Origin of the sequence: Micromonospora eburnea, assembly GCF_900090225.1 — a bacterium.
GTDB classification, from domain to species: domain Bacteria; phylum Actinomycetota; class Actinomycetes; order Mycobacteriales; family Micromonosporaceae; genus Micromonospora; species Micromonospora eburnea.
The window spans coordinates 6,605,336-6,623,951 of record NZ_FMHY01000002.1 but is presented as its reverse complement, the minus strand read 5'-3'; the positions used below and the strand labels follow the sequence as shown (position 1 = coordinate 6,623,951).

Below are 18,616 nucleotides of genomic sequence, written 5' to 3'. Positions count from 1 at the left end.
CCGAGCACAACAATATCATGATCAAGAGTGGGTGGCGGGCAGGTGGGCGGCCCGGACGTCGAGCAGCCAGCGCTCCACGGTCGCCTCGTCGGGCCGGTCCGGCAGCGGGGTGCGGATCCGGTCGAAGTCGCGTTCGGCCGCCGCCACCAGGGCCTCCGCCTCGGCCAGCGCGCCGTTCGCGACCCGCTCGCCGAAGGCGCGGAACCACTCCGGATCGGCCAGCCGGATCTCCAGCACCCCGGTCGCGTAGAGCACCCGCCCCTGGTGCAGCAGCCGGGCCAGGTGCCGGGCGTGCTTCGCCGACCGCCGCCGGCCACCCACGCTGGAATCACGGCTGGTCAGCTTCCGGAACTGCTGGCTGGCGTAGCCGAGGTAGGCGTCCCGGACCCGGGGCGCGCTGAGGAACGCCGACCGGATGGCGATCAGCCGTTCGCCGAACTCGGTCCGGGTCTCGTAGCAGTCGTCGGGCAGCCACATCAGCTCGGTCGCCGTCGGGTTGCCGCTCAACGCGAGCCGGCAGTATTTCCCCGCCTCGTGCAGGGTCACGTCCGGCTCGGTGGTGACCACCGACTCCCGGGGCGGGTGCAGGCCGTGGAAGGCGACCGTCGGGGCGGCGAAGACCCCGATCCGGTCCACGTCCGAGTCGGGGCCGGCCAGCCCGTACGCGACCGAGCCGACGATCCCGGAGAGCAGCAGGTGCATGCCGGCCATGATGGCGGATCCGGAACGGCCGGAAAACCGGACTTTCGCTGTCAGGTATCACTGCCATCGTCGTCCGCATGACGCAACCGCTGACAGGGAAGATCGCGCTCGTCGCCGGGGCGACCCGCGGTGCCGGCCGGCAGATCGCCGTCCAGCTCGGCGCCGCCGGGGCCACCGTCTACGCCACCGGCCGCAGCACCCGGCAGCGCCGGTCCGAGATGGATCGGCCGGAGACCATCGAGGAGACCGCCGAGCTGGTCACCGCGGCCGGCGGCACCGGCATCGCCGTACCGGTCGACCACCTCGACCCTGACCAGGTACGCCGCCTGGTCGAGCGAATCGACGCCGAAAAGGGCCGGCTGGACGTGCTGGTCAACGACATCTGGGGCGCCGACCCGCTGATCACCTGGGAGAAGCCGGTCTGGGAACAACCCCTCGACGCGGGCTTCCGCACCCTCCGGCTGGCCGTGGACACCCACATCATCACCAGCCACTTCGCCCTGCCGCTGCTGATTCGCAACCCGGGCGGCCTGGTCGTCGAGATCGGTGACGGCACCAGGGAGTACAACGACCGCACGTACCGGCTCTCGGTCTTCTACGACCTGGCCAAGATGTCGGTGAACCGGCTCGCCTTCACCCAGGCGCACGAGCTGGCGCCGCACGGCTGCACGGCGGTGGCGCTCACCCCCGGCTGGCTGCGGTCCGAGGCGATGCTGGAGCACTTCGGCGTCACCGAGGCGAACTGGCGCGACGGCGCGGCGAAGGAACCGCACTTCGTCATGTCGGAGACACCGGCCTTCGTCGGGCGCGCGGTGGCCGCCCTGGCCGCCGACCCGGACCGGGCCCGCTGGAACGGCCAGTCCGTGGACAGCGGCGGGCTGGCCCAGGTGTACGGCTTCACCGATCTCGACGGCACCCGCCCACATTGGGCGCGGTACCACGACGAGGTCGTGGCGACCGGCAGGCCGGCCGACGACACCGGTTACCGCTGACCGGCGGCAGAGGGGGCTCCGGAACCGTCCGGGGCCCTCTCGGTCAGTCGCCGACTCCGGCCGATGCTGCCTGATCCACTTTCTACGTCTGACTGCCGGCCGTGTAGAGAGCGGCCGAGCGGCGGGCCGCCTCGGCGAAGCGCGCCCGCAGCTCGGGTGGCTCCAGCACCTCCATTTCGGGACCGAGCGCGAGCAGCACGTCGTACGCCACCGGCACGGACTCGACGGGCAGCCGGGTCGTCACCCAGCCCTCCTCGTCCGGCTCCCCGGCCCCGGCCATCGCCTCCTCGTACGCGAAGGGGGCCTCCGCCACGTGCCGGAGGGCGCGCCGGCCGGCGGGGCTGAGCCGGACGGTGACCTCGGCCCGCAGCATCTGCCGCAGGAACGCCTCGGCCTGCTCCCGCCAGTACGCCCCCAGATCGAAGCCGTCGTCCCGGTCGAAGATCTCCGTGCCCACCTCGACGCCGAGCACCCGGTCCACCCGGTAGGTGCGGTACCCGTCGCCGACCCGGCCGACCAGATACCAGGCGGCGCTCTTCAGCACCAGCCCGTACGGCTGGACCGTGCGAGTCACCTCCCGCTCGCCCCGGCGGTAGCGCAACTCGACCACCCGGTCCCGCCAGACCGCCCGGGCCAGCTCGGTCAGCCAGCGGGGCGGGGTGGACTCGCGGAACCAGCCTGGCACGTCGAGGTGGAACCGCTGCCCGGTCCGGGCCGGCGCGTCCCGCAGGCTCGGCGGCAGCGCGGCGAGCACCTTCAGCTCGGCGGCGGCCACCGCGTCGGCGAGGCCCATGTCGCCGGCCGGTCCGGGCAGCCCGGCCAGGAAGAGTGCCTCCGCCTCGTCCCGGGTCAGCCCGGTCAACCGGGTCCGGTAGCCGCCGAGCAGCCGGTAGCCGCCGGTCCGGCCCCGGTCGGCGTACACCGGCACCCCGGCGGCGGAGAGCGCCAGCACGTCCCGGTAGACCGTCCGCTCGGAGACCTCCAGCTCGCGAGCCAGCTCGGCCGCGGTCATCGTCCCCCGTGACTGGAGCAGCAACACCACTGAGATCAACCGGGACGCCCGCACCCGTCCATCCTGCCCCGGGCCCGGTCACCGCCCGCCGGGGGTGAGCAGGCCCCGGTCGTACGCGGCGGCGACCGCGGCCGCCCGGTCGTTCACGCCGAGCTTGGCGTAGACGTGCAGCAGGTGGGTCTTGACCGTGGCCTCGCTGATGAACAGCCGGACGGCCGCCTCCCGGTTGGACGCCCCCCGCGCCACCAGGGTCAGCACCTCCAGCTCCCGTTGGCTCAGCGGCTCCTCGGCGGGAGTGCGCAGCCGCCCCATCAGCCGGCCGGCCACGCTCGGCGAGAGCACCGCCTCACCGCGGGCGGCGGTCCGCACCGCCCGGACCAGTTCCTCCCGGGGCGCGTCCTTGAGCAGATAGCCGGTGGCGCCGGCCTCGATCGCCGGCAGCACGTCCGCGTCCGTGTCGTACGTGGTCAGCACCAGCACCCGGGAGGTGCTGCCGGAGCGGGCCAGCCGGCCGATCGCGGTCACCCCGTCCATGCCGGGCATCCGCAGGTCCATCAGCACCACGTCCGGGTGCAGCGTCGCGGCTCGGGCCAGCGCCTCGGCCCCGTCCGCGGCCTCGCCGACCACCTCGAACCCGGGGTCGCCGGCGAACATGCCGCGCAGCCCGTCCCGCACCACCGGGTGGTCGTCGACGATCAGCAGCCGGACCGGGGCGCTCATTCGACACCGCCGTAGAGCGCGGGAACGGTCGCCGACAGGGCGGTACCGCCGCCCGGTTCGGACTCGACGGCCAGGTTGCCGCCGACCCGGGCCACCCGCTGCCGCATCGCGGTCAGCCCGTACCCGCCGTCCGGCCGCCGCGGCATCCCGGCCTGCGCGGCGACGTCGAAACCCACCCCGTCGTCGCGCACGTCGAGGGTGACCACGTCCGCCATGTACGACAGGGTCAGTCCGACCCGGGCCGCTCCGGCGTGCCGGGCCACGTTGGACAGCGCCTCCTGGGCCGCGCGCAGCAGGGTCACCTCGATCTCCGGGTGCAGCGGGCGCGGATCGCCCGTGGTGCTCATCTCACCCCGTACGCCGTTGATCGTCGACCACCCTTCGGTCAGCTCGGCGAGCGCGTCGGGCAGCCGGGCCGTCTCCAGCGGCTCCGGGCGGAGCGCCCGCACCGAGCGCCGGGCCTCGGTGAGGCTCCCCCGGGCAAGGGCGAGCGCGTTGTCCACGTGGCGTCGCCAGTCGGCCGACCGGTCCCGGCTCTGCTCGGCCGCCTCCAGTTGGGTGATTATGCCGGTCAACCCCTGGGCCAGCGTGTCGTGGATCTCCCGGGCCATCCGCTGTCGCTCGTCCAGCACGCCGGCCTCCCGGGCCTGGGTGAGCAGTTGGGCGTGCAGGCCCTCGTTCTCCCGCGCCGTCTCGGCCAGCCGGCGGTTGGCCTCGGCGAGTGCCTCGATGAGCTGTTTGCGGTTGGTGGTCTGCCGTTCGCTGAACCAGCCCACCCCACTGGCCAGGCCCGCGTTGAACAGCACCAGCACGGACCAGAGCAGCCAGTGCGCCGGCGAAGAGGGCGGGCCACCGCCCTGCGCGGTGGCGACCAGCAGGGCGGTGGCGGCCACCCCGGCGATCCGCCAGCCGCCCGGCAGCACGAGGAACGCGTGCAGGAAACCGACCCAGGCGAAGAAGGCGTACCACGGGCTGGCGAGCACCAGCACGGCGGCGAACGCGAGCAGCCCGACGTAGTAGACCGCCATCAACGACCGGCGGCGTATCCAGCCGGGGTGCAGATTGATGAACCAGGCGACCCAGCAGCCGGCGGCGGCGGTGACGGCCAGGGTGGGCGCGACGGGAAGGGCGCGGGGTACCGGCGCGAACGTGGCCAGCAACGCCCCGACGGCCAGCCCGAAGTACGGCAGCACCCGGTAGAGGCTCACCTCGCGGGCCTCCGAGGCGGCCAGTCGGTCGGCCTGCTCAGAGATGCTGCTCATCGGCGTCGACTCACTCCCAACGGAACAATCTGGCCGCCACGGTACCCGCGACGACGGCGACCACCATCATCGTCAGCAGGTGCAGCGGCTGCGGCGCGGTGCCGGTCCAGGCGTCGAGCAGCGCCTCCACACCGGGTGGCGTGTAGTCCCCGATCCGGATCAGGAAGTCCGGCAGTAGGAACCGGGGCAGGTAGACCCCGCCGAAGAACATGGTCAGCAGGAACAGCGGCACGGCCACGGCCTGCGCTGCCTTGGTCGTCCGGGCGACCGCCGCCACCAGTAGCCCCAGCGCGAGCAGCGCCGCCGTACCGAGGACGAAGGCCGCCGCGAAGCCGAACGGATGCCGGGGGAGTGGCACCCCGAACGCGAGCCGGGCGACCACGACGAGCAGCACCGCGCTGGCCAGGATCGCGCAGAGGGTGATGACGAGTTGGGCGGCGAGCAGCGCCGCCGGGCTGGCCGGGGTGGTGGAGAGCCGCCGCAGCACGCCGCGCTCCCGGTAGGTGGCCAGCACGTTGGGCAGCACGTTCAGTCCTGCCATCGCCAGCGTGATCACCAGCAGTGACGGGGCGAAGTAGGCGACGAAGGACTGTCCGTCGAAGAGCGGGTCCGGCTCGCGCAGCGCGGGGATCAGCCCGAGCACCACCAGGACCAGGGTCGGCACCCCCAAGGTGGAGAGCAGGCTCGGCAGGTCCCGCAGGTACAGCCTCGCCTCGATCTTGAGGATCTGCCCGAAGGCGTGCATCTGTCTTCCTCTCTCAGTTGCCGGATCGGTGTCCGGTCAGCTCGACGAAGGCGTCGTCGAGGGTGGACTGCTCGAGTCGCAGGTCGGCGGCGACGATCTGGTTGCGGGCGAGCACCGAGGTGACCGCGTGCAGCAGCTCGCCGGTGCCGGTCACCACCACCTGGCTGCCGGTGCGGGCCACCGAGGCCACCTCGGGCAGGTCGGTGAGGAGCCGGTCGTCCACCGGCGCGGAGGGCCGGAACCGGACCCGTTGGGTGGGTGCCACGCGCGAGACCAGGCCGGCTGGGGTGTCCAGGGCCACGACCCGACCCTTGTCGATCACCGCGAGCCGGTCGCAGAGTCGCTCGGCCTCCTCCATGAAATGGGTGACCAGCACGATCGTCACCCCACGGTCCCGGACCCGCTCGATGAGCCCCCACGTCTCCCGGCGGGCCTGCGGGTCGAGCCCGGTGGTGAGCTCGTCCAGGATGGCGATCTCCGGGTTGCCGACCAGCGCCAGCGCGACCGACAGCCGCTGCTTCTGACCGCCGGAGAGCTTCTTGTACGGGGTGTCCCGCTTGTCGCCGAGACCCAGCTCGTCGATCAGCCGCGCTGGGTCGGCCGGATCCCGGTAGAACGAGGCGTAGAGTTCCAGCGCCTCGGCCACCCGGAGCCGGTCCGGCAGTTGGCTCTCCTGTAGCTGCACGCCGACCCGCTCGCGCAGCCGGGTCGCGTCCCGGCGGGGGTCGAGCCCGAGGACCGACACCCCGCCCCCGTCGGGGACGCGCAGCCCGGCCAGGCACTCCACCGTGGTGGTCTTGCCCGCGCCGTTCGGGCCGAGCACGCCGAAGATCTCCCCGGCGGCCACCGTGAACGACACGTCGTCCACGGCCACCAGATCGCCGTACCGTTTGTGCAGGTTTGTTACCTCGATGACCGGCATCACGCCGCCCTTCACCGTCGCGTTCGTACCCTGTCCAGCGTCGCGGCGGCGGCCCGGCGGGACATCGACCGGCCGGCGAAGATCGGGACCGGCGTGGGATGACCCCGGCGATCCACCAACCGGTTGATGTGGCCGAGGTGGCTACGCTCTCCGGTGTGGACGTGACCAACATCGCGCGTCCGGTGACCGGGGCGGTCGGCCGGTTCCTCTCCGGCGTCGGGCTGCTGCTGCGCGGCATCGGCCTCTACGTGCGCAGCCCCGGCCTGATGCTGCTCGGTGTCGTGCCGGCGTTGATCTCCGGCGCCCTCTTCGTCACCGCCTTCGCCACCCTGGTGTATTTCGTGGACGACCTGGCGGCGCTGGTCACCCCGTTCGCCGACGACTGGTCGGCGACCTGGCGGAGCCTGGTCCGGGTCGTTGCCGGGCTGGCCCTCCTGGGGCTGGGCGGGCTGCTCGGGGTGCTCACCTTCACCGCGGTCACCCTGATCATCGGCGACCCGTTCTACGAGAAGATCTCCGAGCGGGTCGAGGACCGGCTCGGCGGCACCCCGGGCGCGGTGGAGGTGCCGTTCTGGGCCTCGCTGCGCCGCAGCCTCGTCGACTCGCTGCGGCTGGTGGCCGTCTCCGTGCTGATCGGCGTACCCCTTTTCGCGGCCGGTTTCATCCCGGTGGTCGGGCAGACCGTGGTGCCGGTGATCGGGGCGGCGGTGGGCGGCTGGTTCCTCGCCCTGGAGCTGGTCGGCGCGCCCTTCTACCGGCGCGGCATGGGGCTGCCGGAGCGTCGCTCGCTGCTGCGGGCCGACCGGCCGACCGCACTCGGCTTCGGGGTGGCGGTCTTCGTCTGCTTCCTGATCCCGCTCGGCGCGGTGCTCGTCATGCCGGCCGCCGTGGCCGGCGCCACCCTGCTCGCCCGCCGATCGCTCGGACAGTCGATCGAGGAGGGCTGACATGGTGATCATGCTGGTCGAGGGGGACATCACCGCCCAGCGCGTCGACGCGATCGTCAACGCCGCCAACTCCTCGCTGCTCGGCGGCGGGGGAGTGGACGGCGCCATCCACCGCAGGGGCGGGCCGGCCATCCTCGCGGAGTGCCGGGCGCTGCGCGCCTCCCGGTACGGCCGTGGACTGCCGACCGGGCAGGCGGTCGCCACCACCGCCGGTGACCTGCCGGCCCGCTGGGTGATCCACACCGTCGGGCCGGTCCATTCCCCCGGCGAGGACCGCTCGGCGCTGCTGCGCGACTGCTACGCAAACAGCCTGCGGGTCGCCGACGAGCTGGGCGCGGAGACTGTCGCGTTTCCGCTGGTCTCCGCCGGTGTCTACGGCTGGCCGGTCGACGACGCGGTACGTCAGGTGCTGACCGTGCTGAACGCGGCCGCCCCGGCGCACGTCACCGAGGCGCGGCTGGTGCTCTTCGGCGCGGAGACGTACGCGGTCGCCGAGCGGGTCGCCCGGCGGGACTGAACCCCGCCCCGTCCCACCGGACGGCCGGGCAACGGTCGGCCTCAGGTGAGCTCGCGCAGGCAGGACCACTGGGTGGCCACCGGCCGGTAGCCGAGCCGGGTGTTCACCGCCAACATGGGCGCGTTCGCCGCGTCGTTGGACGTGTAGGCGACGCGGACGCCGCCACGCGCGGCGCGGTGCAGCGCCGCCCGCTTGACCAGCCCGGCGAGGCCGCGGCCCCGGTGCTCGGGCAGCGTGCCGGTGAACGCCGACCACATCCGGTCGCCGTCCCGCTTGACCAGGCTCACCGCGGCCAACGTGCCGTCCACCTCGGCCAGCGTGCTGGCCTCCCGGTCCAACCCCGGGTTCTCCCAGACCTCGTGGCGCCAGATGTCGTAGCCCATCGAGTCCGTCGGGACGTCGCCCGGTTCGTCCCGCGACGCCTCCGCGTCCACCCGGTGGATCCGGCGCGGGTCCACCTCGGCGGCCGGCAGCAGCCGTACGCCCGGCGGGGGCTCGGGCATCGGCGGGACGGGCCGGAGGTCGAGCGCGGAGTAGCGCAACTCCCGGCTAGGCGTGAAGCCGTGCCGACGGGCGAACGGCAGGGATCCGGACTGGGACCAGGTGAGTACCCGCCGCGCGCCGATGACGCGTAGGTGGCCGAGCGCGGCGTCGAGGAGCGCGGTGCCGACTCCCCGAAACCGGTGCGCCGGGTGTACGTGCAGGGTGGACAACTCGCCGACGTCCGGCTCCGAGGTCTGGCTGTTCCGGTACGCCGACACCCAGCCGACCACCTGCCCGTCCGCCTCGGCCACCCAGGCGGCCCAGTCCTCCTCGGGCGGTGGAGCGGCGATCATCTGTCGGGTCGACTCGACCCCACGCACCAGGTAGGGGTGCACGACGCTGCGCAGCGCCACGACACCGGGCGCGTCGTCGGGGCGGGCGGGTCGGATCAGGTGCTCGGCCATCCGGCCGACCCTAGCGCTGGGGTTGTGTGCCGGCGACGTGTTAACAGGGGGCCCCTGTACCGCGTACGGCGTTAACAAGGGGCCCTTCCTTACACCTCAGGCGGAGTCGCGGATGATGAGCTCGGTGGGCAGGAGCAGGGCCGGCTCGACCGCCTCGCCCCCCGCGATCCGCAGCAGTTGGCGGGTCATCGCCCGGCCCAGCTCCACGATCGGTTGCCGGATCGTGGTCAACGGCGGTTCGGTGTACGCCGCCGTCTCGATGTCGTCGAACCCGATCACGGCGACCTCGTCCGGCACCCGCCGCCCCGCCTCGCGCAGCGTACGCAGGGCGGCGTGCGCCATCAGGTCGGACGCGGCGAACACCGCGTCCAGATCCGGGTACGCGGCGAGCAGTTGCCGCATCGCCGCCGCGCCGGACTCCCGGGTGAAGTCCCCGTACGCCACCAGCTCCGGCAGGCCGGCCGCGGCGACCGTGTCCCGGTAGCCGATGAGCCGCTCGATGCCGGCGACCATGTCCTGCGGACCGGCGATGGTGGCGATCCGCCGCCGGCCGCCCTCGATCAGGTGGCGTACCGCCCGGGTGACCCCGCCGACATGGTCGACGTCGACGTAGGGCACCTCGACGCCGTCCAGCGGCCGGCCGCTGCACACCACCGGGATGCCGAGCCGGGCCAGCCTGCCGGGCAGCGGGTCCTCGCCGTGCAGCGAGGCGAACAACACCCCGTCCACGTGTCGGCCGGTGGTGTACCGCTCGACCCGTTCGTGCCCGCCCGGCGAACCGGCCAGCATCAGCACGAGCTGCTTGTCCGCGGCCTCCAACTCCTGGGCCGCCCCGCGGATGATCCCCGGGAACACCTGGTCGTCGGAGAAGACCCGGGTGGCCGCCTCGGGCAGCACCAGCGCGATTGAGTCGGTGCGCTGGGTGACCAGGCTGCGGGCGGCGAGGTTCGGGACGTACCCCAGCTCCTCGACCGCCTGCCGGACCGCCTGCTGGATCGACTCGGCTACGGTGGTGGAGCCGTTGACCACCCGGGAGACCGTCGCCCGGGACACGCCTGCCCGCCGGGCCACCGCCTCCAGGGTCGGTCGCTGCGCCGTCGTCATCCGGTCACCACCACCTCGTCACGGGCCCGCTCCTGGGGATCATCTCCCGCTGTCGGCGGGCGCTTCCCGCCGGCCCCCGGGCGCGACCCGGTCGGCGCCTCGGGGCCGCCGGGCGGTCAGCCCACCCGCAGCCCGTCGAGCAGTTGGCGGTCGCCGGCCACCCCGAGCGTGTCGAAGCTGATCCGGCCCATCAGTGCCAGCAGCAGGTCGCTGGCCGTGCCGGTGACCTGCGCCCGGGCGTGGTGGTCGTCGTGGTCGAGGATGGTCGCGGTGTCCAGCAGGGCCACCCCCTCGCCGCGCAGCCGCAGGTACCAGTCCTGTGCCGCGTCGGTCGCGGTCAGTTGCACCACCCCGTGCCACTGGCCGCGTTGGATCCGCCGCCCCGCCGGCAGCCAGGTGTCCAGTACCTCGCTCACCCCGTCGACCGCGAGCTTGGCCTCGACCGGCTCACCCGCGCCGATGGCGAGTTGGGCGTCCCAGCGGTGCACCGCCGTCTCGTGCGCCACCCGGCGCGGCCAGAAGCCCGCCTTCTTCGGCTGCGGTGCGAAGTTCCACGCCGGCGCCTCCGGGTCCAGCCCCTCGAACAGCGCCATGAGCTGGTCGTACTCCTGCCGGTACCACTGGGCCGGGGTCAGCCCGGCCGGCGGCTCGGGGTCGTGCCGCTCCGGCCTGGTGGTGCTCCCGGCGGTCACCACCGTGCGGGCCCAGACGCAGACCCGGGCCAGGTGGTGGGCGAGATCGGTGACCGTCCAGCCGGGACAGGAGAGCACCGGGGTTTCCGGTGGCGCCTCGGCGACCGCGGCGGCGAAGGCGGGGCCCTCTGTCCGCAGCGCACCGATCCAGAAGTCCTTCGTGCCGTGCAGTCTGCCCATCGCAATCCTCCCGGGGGTGACCGGGCCACCAGTGGGTGCCTCGGCTAACCCTCAGCCTAGGGTGAAAGGCGTGTCAGACGTCTACGCCGAACCGACGACCGGAGCGGCCCCGGCCGGTCCGGCCACCCTGGCCCGCTACACCACCCTCCGTCTCGGTGGCCCCGCCGGACGGCTGGAGACCGCCGGCAACGCCGAGGAAATCGTACAAAAGGTCCGGGAAGCGGAAGCGCGGGACGAGCCGATCCTGGTGTTGGCCGGCGGCAGCAACGTGGTGATCGGCGACCAGGGGTTCCCCGGCACCGTCGTCCTGCTCCGCTCCCGAGGATTCCAGGTGGTCGCCGAGGACGACGACACGGTCACCGTACGGGTCGAGGCCGGCGAGACCTGGGACGACCTGGTCGCCACCACGGTCGAGCGGGGCTGGTCGGGGCTGGAGTGCCTCTCCGGCGTCCCCGGCTCGGCCGGCGCCACGCCGATCCAGAACGTCGGCGCGTACGGCCAGGAGGTGGCCGAGACGATCACCGCCGTCCAGGCGTACGACCGCACCCACCGCGAGGTCGTACGGATCGCCGCGGCCGACTGCGGGTTCGCGTACCGGGGCAGCGTCTTCAAGTACAGCGACCGCTGGGTGGTGCTCTCGGTTGACTTCCGGCTGGCCCGCTCCCCGTTGTCCGGCCCGGTGCGCTACGCCGAGCTGGCCCGGGCGCTCGGGGTCGAGGTGGGTGACCGGGTGCCGCTGTCCGACGCCCGGGCCACCGTGCTGCGGCTGCGCGCCGGCAAGGGCATGGTGCTCGACGCGGACGACCCGGACACCAGGTCGGTCGGGTCGTTCTTCACCAACCCGGTGCTGGATCGTGAGGCGTACGAGCTGCTCCGGGAGCGCGCCGCCGACCTCGGCGAGCCGCCGTCCTGGCCGGGTGCCGGGGACGTGGTCAAGGTCAGCGCCGCCTGGCTGATCGACAAGGCCGGTTTCGGCAAGGGCCACCTGGGCCCGGAGGGTGTGGCCATCTCCACCAAGCACACTCTGGCCCTCACCAACCGCAGTGGCACCGCCCACACGGCGGCGCTGGTGGCACTGGCGCGACAGATCCGCGACGGCGTCCACGACCGCTTCGGAGTCACCCTCCACCCCGAGCCCGTCCTGATCAACTGCACCATCTAGTCCTTGTCGATCACGAAGATTGGCGACAAATCGGACAGAATGTGTGACCAGCGTCACGACCATCGACCACGTCGGGGTGGGTCAGGTGGGGGAGACGGTGGGCCAGGGGAGGGTGAGTTCGCCGTGGCGCCAGCGGCGGGGACGGCCCAGGACGGGCCAGCCGGCCTGCTTGACCATGGCTACGGTGCGGGTCCAGCGCTCGCGAGGGCCGAACGGGGCATAGCCGGCGGCGGCCTGCCAGGCGTCCTCCAGAGCGCGGATCAGGTCGTGGATCCGCTCACCGGGGACGTTGCGGTGGATCAGCGCCTTCGGCAGCCGCTCGGCGAGCTGCGCCGGCCGCTCCAGGGTGGTCAGCTTCGCGGCCAGGGTCAGCGTGCGCGGGCCGGCCGCGTCGAGCAGCACCCAGCTCCCGAGCCGGCCCAGCTCGTCACAGGTCCCCTCGACCAGCAACCCGCCCGGGGCCAGCCGCTCGGTGACCGTACGCCACGCGTCGGCCACCTCGCTCTCGTCGTACTGGCGTAGCACGTTGAACGCCCGGACCAGGGCGGGCCGGAGTTCGGCCAGCTCGAAGCCACCCCGGGCGAAGGTCAACCAGGGCGGCTCGGCGGCGGGCTGGGCGGCGGCCACGCGTACCGGATCGATCTCCAGCCCGACCACCCGGACGTCCGGGCGGACCCCGGCCGCGAGGCGGGCCCGCAGTTCGACGGCGGTCACCGGCGTGGCGCCGTAGCCCAGGTCGACGACCAGCGGGTCGGCGGCGGACCGCAGCGCGTCGCCGCAGGTCTCGACGATCCAGTTGTCCACCCGCCGGAGCCGGTTGGGATTCGTCGTCCCCCGGGTCACCACGCCCAGCGGCCGGCGTTGCATCAGCAGCGCCTCCGTTCGCGGGGCTCGCAAACCCGGCTCACTCCTCGCGCTTCACTGGTGTCGTCTGTTCGCGACTGCGGGGCTCGCAAACCCGGCTCACTCCTCGCGCTTCACTGGTGCCGTCTGTTCGCGACTGCGGGGCTCGCAAACCCGGCTCACTCCTCGCGCTTCACTGGTGCCGTCTGTTCGCGACTGCGGGGCTCGCAAACCCGGCTCACTCCTCGCGCTTCACGCTAAACCCGGTGCACCTTGTGCTGGGCGGCCTGGGCCAGCGGGCGGACCACGAGCTGGTCGATGTTGACGTGCTGCGGGCGGGTGGCGCACCAGGCGATGCAGTCGGCGACGTCGTCGGCGACCAGCGGCTCGGCCACCCCGGCGTAGACCCCGGCGGCCCGCTCGGCGTCACCGTCGAAGCGGACCAGGCCGAACTCCTCCGTCCGCACCATCCCGGGGTCGATCTCGATCACCCGGACCGGGCGGCCGCACAGCTCCAGCCGGAGCGTGCCGGCGATCGCGGTCTGCGCGTGCTTGGCGGCGGTGTAGCCGCCCCCGCCCTCGTAGACGACGCGCCCGGCGGTGGAGCTGACGATCACGATGGTGCCGGCGCCGGACGCCTCCAGCGCGGGCAGCAGCGCCTGGGTGACCCGGAGCGTGCCGAGCACGTTCACGTCGTACATCCACTGCCAGTCGCCGACGCTCCCGGACTCGACCGGATCCAGGCCGCGCGCCCCGCCGGCGTTGTTGACCAGCAGGGTGACCGGGCCGGGTGCGGCGGCGGCCGCCGTGGCCAGGCCGGCGACCGACTCGTCGGAGGTGACGTCGCACTCCACCGCGGTGGCCGCGCCGCCGGCCGCCTCGATCTCGGCCACCAGGCCGGCCAGCCGGTCGGTACGCCGCGCGGCGGCGAGCACGTGGAAACCCTCGGCGGCCAGCCGGCGGGCGGTGGCCGCCCCGATCCCGCTGGACGCGCCGGTGACGATGGCGACGGAGGTCATCCGGTCATTCTCCCCTGCCCGCACCGAGCCGAGGCGATGAGGTCCGTCACGCCCGGGACCGGCCGGTACGCATTTCCGAAGGCCGATCGGGAAGATGACGTCCGGTGCGGAGGTTGACCGAGAAAGCGCCGGTCGTGCGGGACGGCATCAGACCGTGACAGAGGGAGCGGACGTGGCGGATTTGCACACCGGTGTCGGTCGTCAGCGAGGTGCCCTGCCGTGGCCGCAGCCGCGCCGGATCGCCACCGTATCGGTGCACACCTCGCCCCTGCACCAGCCCGGCACGGGCGACGCGGGCGGCATGAACGTCTACATCCTGGAGGTCGCCCGGCGGCTGGCCGAGGCCGACGTGGAGGTGGAGATCTTCACCCGGGCCACCTCCGGCGACCTGCCCCCGGTGGTCGAGATGGCGCCCGGCGTACAGGTCCGGCACGTCACCGCCGGCCCGCTGGAGGGGCTGACCAAGGAGGAGCTGCCCGGACAGCTCTGCGCCTTCACCGCCGGCGTGCTGCGCGCCGAGGCGGCCCGCCCGCCGGGCCACTACGACCTGATCCACTCGCACTACTGGCTCTCGGGTCAGGTCGGCTGGCTGGCCAAGGAGCGCTGGGGCGTGCCGCTGGTGCACACCGCGCACACCCTCGCCAAGGTCAAGAACGCTCAGCTCGCCGCCGGAGACCGGCCCGAGCCGAAGGCCCGGGTCATCGGCGAGGAGCAGGTGGTGGCCGAGGCGGACCGGCTGGTCGCCAACACCCGGGTCGAGGCCGCCGACCTGGTCGGACGGTACGACGCCGACCCGGCCCGGGTGACCGTGGTGGAGCCCGGCGTCGACCTGGACCGGTTCCGCCCGGCCCCGGGCGACCGGGACGAGGCCGTCCTCGCCGACCGCCGCCGCCTCGGACTGCCCACCACCGGGTACGTGGTGGCCTTCGTCGGCCGGATCCAGCCGCTCAAGGCCCCGGACGTGTTGGTCCGGGCGGTCGCCGCGCTGCGCGAGCGGGAACCCGCGCTCGCCGACGAGTTGACCGTGGTGATCTGCGGCGGCCCCAGCGGCAGTGGCCTGGACCGGCCCACCGCCCTGATCGAGCTGGCCGGCTCGCTCGGCGTCGCCGACCGGGTGCGCTTCCTGCCGCCGCAGACCGGTGCGGACCTGCCCGCCCTCTACCGGGCCGCCGACCTGGTCGCGGTGCCGTCGTACAACGAGTCGTTCGGGCTGGTCGCGCTGGAGGCGCAGGCGTGCGGCACGCCCGTCCTCGCCGCCGCCGTGGGCGGCCTGGTCACCGCCGTACGCGACGGGGTCAGCGGAGTGCTGATCGACGGCCACGACCCGGTCGACTGGGCCCGTACGCTGGCCCGGCTGCTGCCGGACCGGGCGCGCCGGGCCGCCCTGGGCCGGGGCGCGCGACGGCACGCGCACAACTTCTCCTGGCACCGTACGGTCTCCGGGCTGCTCGCCGTCTACGGGGAGGCGATCGCGCAGCAGCGGGCGCGGCTCGCCGGCCGGCTCTGCGACCCCGCCCTGTCCTGCTCCTGGTGATCCTCGCCCCGGCGGGCCCGGGTCGCCGGCCGTAGAGTGGGTGCGATGAGCCGCAGGAGTGAGATCGCCGCGCTGATCGAGTCGGCCTGCGCCGAGCGTGAGCTGGAGTGGGAGTCCACCGGCGAGGCGTCGTACGCGGTCACCCTGCCGGGTACGCACAAGCTCAAGACGATCTGCAACCTGATCGTCGGCGAGCACGCGCTGCGGATCGAGGCATTCGTGATGCGCCAGCCGGACGAGCGCCGCGAGGAACTCTGGGCCTGGCTGCTCCAGCGCAACGCCCGGATGTACGCGGTGTCCTTCTCCATCGACGCGGTCGGCGACGTCTATCTGACCGGACGGGTCAACCTGGCCGGGGTGGACTCCGATGAACTGGACCGGCTGCTCGGCGCCGTGCTGACGTACGCCGACGAGTCCTTCGACACGATGCTGGAAATCGGCTTCGGCACCGCCATCCGGCGGGAGTGGGAGTGGCGGGTCAAGCGGGGCGAGTCGACGGCCAACCTGGCCGCCTTCGCCCACCTCTTCGCGCCGTCGACCGGCACCGGCTCCGCCCCTGGTGGTTCGGACCCGTCCTGACGGGTATGCGGCACCGCGCGGTGCGGCAGTTGGGACCCACCGCGGGCCGAGGACGGACTGTCGAGGAGCGTGTCCCATGGCTCAGCGCAACAGCTCAGGTCGCGGCACGACTGCGACGAGGACCAGGCGGCAAACCGGCAACCGGACCCCGGGGACGCCGGACGTCTCCGAATCCGCGATCTCCCGGATGCGGGTCGACGACATCCGCGGCCAGCTTCGTCGGCGCGGCGTCTCCGGCATCTCCGCCCTACGCAAGCCGGAGCTGGTGAAGACGCTGGTCCGGACCCTGCGGGCGGAGACCCGTGGTGGGGGCGCGGCACGCAAGGCCACCGGGCCGGCCGGGCGCGCCGCCACGAAGAAGGCGGCGGCCAAGAAGGCCCCGGCGAAGAAGACCGCGGGAAAGGCGGTGCCCGCCGCGAAGGCCACCGGTGCCCGGGCGAAGAAGGCAGCGCCCGCGAAGCGGGCTGTGGCGAAGAAGGCGCCGGCCGCGAAGCGGGCGGCCCCCGCGAAGAAGGCCGTAGCCAAGAGGGCGCCCGCCGTGAAGAAGGCACCTGCCGCCAAGAAGGTGGCCCCCGCGAAGAAGGCGGCCCCCGCGAAGCGGACGGCGGCGACAACGCGGGCGCGTGGTGCCACGACGGCAGCCGGTGTGGCGGGGCGGCAGGCGCCTGCGACGGGCGGTACGGCGGTGACCCCGGTCCGCACGGGCCGGACCTCGGCCCGTTCGGTGCGGTCCTCACAGCAGATCACCTCCCTGGCGGATCGCCCGGAGCGTCCCGGTCGGAGCCTGGTGACCGCCAACCACGACGTCATCCAGCGCTGGGCGCGGGCCCGGGGCGCCAAGCCGGCCACCATCGCCGGCACCGAGCGCGACGGCCGGCCGGGGGTGCTGACGTTCAACATCCCGGGGTGGCGGGAGAGCAGCCGGATCCGCGAGATCACCTGGGAGGACTGGTTCCGGACGTTCGACCTGCGTCGGCTGAACCTGATCTACCAGGAGCAGCTCCGGGACGGCCGGCAGAGCAACTTCTTCCGCACCGAGTCACCCGAACGGGAAGACGCCTGAGGTTTACGGGAATGGCCGGCGGGAACGCGGTGTTGGCCAGGGGAGAGACCGGAGCGGAGCAGGCGGATTCGCGACTCGTTGTGACGGGCGAGACAGCGATCTGAGTTGAATCCAGAATCCGGGCGATCTAACTTTGTTGCACCGCGCCACGCTTGTAATCGTTCGGGGGAGCGGCGGATCGATCAGATCCGCGCAAGCGAGGCGCGATGGATCGGGTGGAGCACACCGTTGGGGGACGGTGCCATCCGAGTACCGGCGGCGCGAGCGGGCGACGCTTACGGGGGTGAGTGTCGCCCGCCGCCGCCGGGTGTACGGTGCGGGCGCCCACCACGACGGAGGTCGGGGTGGGCGCTCGGCGTATCCGGCTCAGCCGCGGACGGGTTCCGCCTCCCGTTGCGCCGCCCGCAGGGCGGCGACCCGGCGTTCCCGGTGCGGCCCGGCGAGCAGGTGACCGACCGCGGCGACGACGCCGAGCACGCCGACCACGAGCCAGTGCCGTTCGCCCAGGTGTTGCAGGCTCAGCCCGCCCAGCGCCGGTGCCACGAAGGACGCCGCCGGGAAGGTCAGGTAGAAGACCGACTGGTAGCGCGCCCGTAGGTGTGGCGGCGCCAGGTCGGCGTTGATCTGCGCGTTCGGCGGCGCGGCGAGCATCTGGCCGATCGTCCAGATCACCGCGGCGCCCAGGTAGACCGGCAGGTCGTCGGCGACGACCAGGGTGCCGAAGCCCAGCGCCATCAGCCCGGTGGAGACCGCGAGCACGCTCGACTTCCGGTACGGCTCGATCAGCCGTGGCACGAACAGTTGCCCGGCCACGATCAGCGCGCCGCCGAGCGCCACCACCAGCCCGTACGCCGAGGGGCGCAGGCCGTCGGCCCGCATCGCCAGGGGCATGATCGTCGAGGTCTGCATGGTCAGCACGGCCAGCAGGAAGGTCAACCCGACGAAGGCGAGGAAGGTGCGGTCGGTCAGCGCGGTGTGCAGACCGGGAGGCCGGGCCCGGCCGGGGCGACCCGAGCGGGACGAGCCCTCAACGGCCATCCGGGCCGGGCGGGCGAGCGTCTCCGGGACCTTCAGCGCGATGACGGCCGCGGCGGCCAGGGTGGCCGCCGCGTCGACCAGGAAGAGCGCGACGAAGCTGGCCTCGGCGAGCATGCCGGCCAGCAGCGACGCGACGGCCATGCCGAGGTTGAACGCCCAGAACTGGAGGTTGAAGGCGCGCGAACGGCGTTCCTCGGGCACGACGTCCACGATCGCCGCGACGAAGGCGGGGCTGGGCATCGAGTGCGTCACCCCGACCAGCGCGGCGAGCACGGCGATCACCGCCAGATGCCGGCTGAATGCCAGCTCCGCCATCAACGCGGCCGCGCCGAGGTGCGCGGCGAGCAGGGTGGACCGCCGGCCCCACCGGTCGGCCAGCACCCCGCCGAGCAGCGTCCCGACCGCCCCGCCCGCCCCGTACGCCCCGACCACGACCCCGGCAAGGGACTCGGAGGCGCCGCGCGCGGCGGTCAGGTAGAGCGAGAGGAACAGCAGCGCGAAGGCGCCGGCCCGGTTGATCAGCAGGCCGGACCAGAGGTACCAGAAGGTGGCGGGCAGGCCTCCGGCCGTGTCGTCCCACCAGCGCCGCAGCGCGCGCACGATTCCTCCAGGAAGGTTTGTTAACAGCTGCCCATC

Annotated in this window: 19 protein-coding genes; 7 read left to right on the top strand and 12 right to left on the bottom strand. The window is 73.3% G+C overall.

The features are described 5' to 3' along the window. Window positions 1-21: 21 nt before the first annotated feature. Window positions 22-702 carry a nucleotidyltransferase domain-containing protein gene (locus tag GA0070604_RS28915; protein ID WP_091127490.1) on the bottom strand — a complete coding sequence of 227 codons (681 nt, stop codon included), beginning with the start codon at window positions 700-702 and terminating at the stop codon, window positions 22-24. 77 nt (window positions 703-779) lie between these two features. Between GA0070604_RS28915 and GA0070604_RS28910 the strand changes: the two genes are divergently transcribed. After that, window positions 780-1,694, top strand: a complete 915-nt coding sequence (locus tag GA0070604_RS28910) for an SDR family oxidoreductase (RefSeq protein ID WP_091125612.1) — start codon at window positions 780-782, stop codon at window positions 1,692-1,694. An 82-nt stretch (window positions 1,695-1,776) separates the two neighbouring features. Here the strand turns inward: GA0070604_RS28910 and GA0070604_RS28905 are convergent, their stop codons facing one another. The 5 genes from GA0070604_RS28905 to GA0070604_RS28885 are packed head-to-tail and all read right to left on the bottom strand — an operon-like array spanning window position 1,777 to window position 6,355. Continuing rightward, window positions 1,777-2,760: a helix-turn-helix transcriptional regulator gene (locus tag GA0070604_RS28905; RefSeq protein ID WP_091125609.1), complete on the bottom strand. Its 984-nt coding sequence runs from the start codon at window positions 2,758-2,760 to the stop codon at window positions 1,777-1,779. Between the two features lie 24 nt (window positions 2,761-2,784). Then, on the bottom strand, window positions 2,785-3,426 hold the full coding sequence (locus GA0070604_RS28900; protein ID WP_091125606.1) for a response regulator: 642 nt from the start codon (window positions 3,424-3,426) through the stop codon (window positions 2,785-2,787). Further along, window positions 3,423-4,688 carry a sensor histidine kinase gene (locus tag GA0070604_RS28895; RefSeq protein ID WP_091125603.1) on the bottom strand — a complete coding sequence of 422 codons (1,266 nt, stop codon included), beginning with the start codon at window positions 4,686-4,688 and terminating at the stop codon, window positions 3,423-3,425. Before GA0070604_RS28895 ends, GA0070604_RS28900 begins: the two co-directional genes overlap by 4 nt. A gap of 10 nt (window positions 4,689-4,698) precedes the next feature. Then, a complete protein-coding gene (locus tag GA0070604_RS28890; protein WP_091125599.1) occupies window positions 4,699-5,433 on the bottom strand; it encodes an ABC transporter permease in 735 nt (244 codons plus the stop codon). Between the two features lie 13 nt (window positions 5,434-5,446). Beyond that, entirely contained in the window at window positions 5,447-6,355 is a 909-nt protein-coding gene (locus GA0070604_RS28885; protein ID WP_091127489.1) for an ABC transporter ATP-binding protein, read from the bottom strand. 155 nt (window positions 6,356-6,510) lie between these two features. Here GA0070604_RS28885 and GA0070604_RS28880 point away from each other — a divergent pair, with 155 nt between their 5' ends. Together GA0070604_RS28880 and GA0070604_RS28875 are read left to right on the top strand one after the other, a co-directional pair. Further along, window positions 6,511-7,302 (top strand): EI24 domain-containing protein, encoded by a 792-nt coding sequence (locus tag GA0070604_RS28880; protein WP_244162257.1) that lies wholly within the window; start codon window positions 6,511-6,513, stop codon window positions 7,300-7,302. 1 nt (window position 7,303) lies between these two features. Then, entirely contained in the window at window positions 7,304-7,819 is a 516-nt protein-coding gene (locus tag GA0070604_RS28875; RefSeq protein ID WP_091125592.1) for an O-acetyl-ADP-ribose deacetylase, read from the top strand. 41 nt (window positions 7,820-7,860) lie between these two features. Here the strand turns inward: GA0070604_RS28875 and GA0070604_RS28870 are convergent, their stop codons facing one another. The 3 genes from GA0070604_RS28870 to GA0070604_RS28860 form a co-directional block, all read right to left on the bottom strand. Then, window positions 7,861-8,766: a GNAT family N-acetyltransferase gene (locus tag GA0070604_RS28870; protein ID WP_091125589.1), complete on the bottom strand. Its 906-nt coding sequence runs from the start codon at window positions 8,764-8,766 to the stop codon at window positions 7,861-7,863. A gap of 96 nt (window positions 8,767-8,862) precedes the next feature. Further along, a complete protein-coding gene (locus tag GA0070604_RS28865) occupies window positions 8,863-9,870 on the bottom strand; it encodes a LacI family DNA-binding transcriptional regulator (RefSeq protein ID WP_091125587.1) in 1,008 nt (335 codons plus the stop codon). Between the two features lie 116 nt (window positions 9,871-9,986). Continuing rightward, complete coding sequence (locus tag GA0070604_RS28860; protein ID WP_091125584.1) at window positions 9,987-10,742, bottom strand: maleylpyruvate isomerase family mycothiol-dependent enzyme; 756 nt, start codon at window positions 10,740-10,742, stop codon at window positions 9,987-9,989. 70 nt (window positions 10,743-10,812) lie between these two features. Between GA0070604_RS28860 and GA0070604_RS28855 the strand changes: the two genes are divergently transcribed. Further along, on the top strand, window positions 10,813-11,904 hold the full coding sequence (locus GA0070604_RS28855) for a UDP-N-acetylmuramate dehydrogenase (protein ID WP_091125580.1): 1,092 nt from the start codon (window positions 10,813-10,815) through the stop codon (window positions 11,902-11,904). An 81-nt stretch (window positions 11,905-11,985) separates the two neighbouring features. Here GA0070604_RS28855 and GA0070604_RS28850 read toward each other — a convergent pair whose 3' ends face one another. Continuing rightward, window positions 11,986-12,771: an SAM-dependent methyltransferase gene (locus tag GA0070604_RS28850; RefSeq protein WP_091125577.1), complete on the bottom strand. Its 786-nt coding sequence runs from the start codon at window positions 12,769-12,771 to the stop codon at window positions 11,986-11,988. A gap of 233 nt (window positions 12,772-13,004) precedes the next feature. Beyond that, entirely contained in the window at window positions 13,005-13,766 is a 762-nt protein-coding gene (locus tag GA0070604_RS28845) for an SDR family NAD(P)-dependent oxidoreductase (RefSeq protein WP_091125574.1), read from the bottom strand. 172 nt (window positions 13,767-13,938) lie between these two features. Between GA0070604_RS28845 and mshA the strand changes: the two genes are divergently transcribed. The 3 genes from mshA to GA0070604_RS28830 all read left to right on the top strand — a co-directional run bounded on the left by mshA (window position 13,939) and on the right by GA0070604_RS28830 (window position 16,942). After that, window positions 13,939-15,300, top strand: coding sequence for a D-inositol-3-phosphate glycosyltransferase (mshA, locus tag GA0070604_RS28840; RefSeq protein WP_091125569.1), 1,362 nt, complete (start codon window positions 13,939-13,941; stop codon window positions 15,298-15,300). Window positions 15,301-15,345: 45 nt separating this feature from the next. Then, window positions 15,346-15,879 (top strand): type III secretion system chaperone family protein, encoded by a 534-nt coding sequence (locus tag GA0070604_RS28835; protein ID WP_091125566.1) that lies wholly within the window; start codon window positions 15,346-15,348, stop codon window positions 15,877-15,879. A gap of 187 nt (window positions 15,880-16,066) precedes the next feature. Further along, entirely contained in the window at window positions 16,067-16,942 is an 876-nt protein-coding gene (locus GA0070604_RS28830; RefSeq protein WP_244162114.1) for a hypothetical protein, read from the top strand. 366 nt (window positions 16,943-17,308) lie between these two features. Here GA0070604_RS28830 and GA0070604_RS28825 read toward each other — a convergent pair whose 3' ends face one another. Beyond that, on the bottom strand, window positions 17,309-18,580 hold the full coding sequence (locus tag GA0070604_RS28825) for an MFS transporter (RefSeq protein ID WP_091125559.1): 1,272 nt from the start codon (window positions 18,578-18,580) through the stop codon (window positions 17,309-17,311). Between the last annotated feature and the right edge of the window lie 36 nt (window positions 18,581-18,616).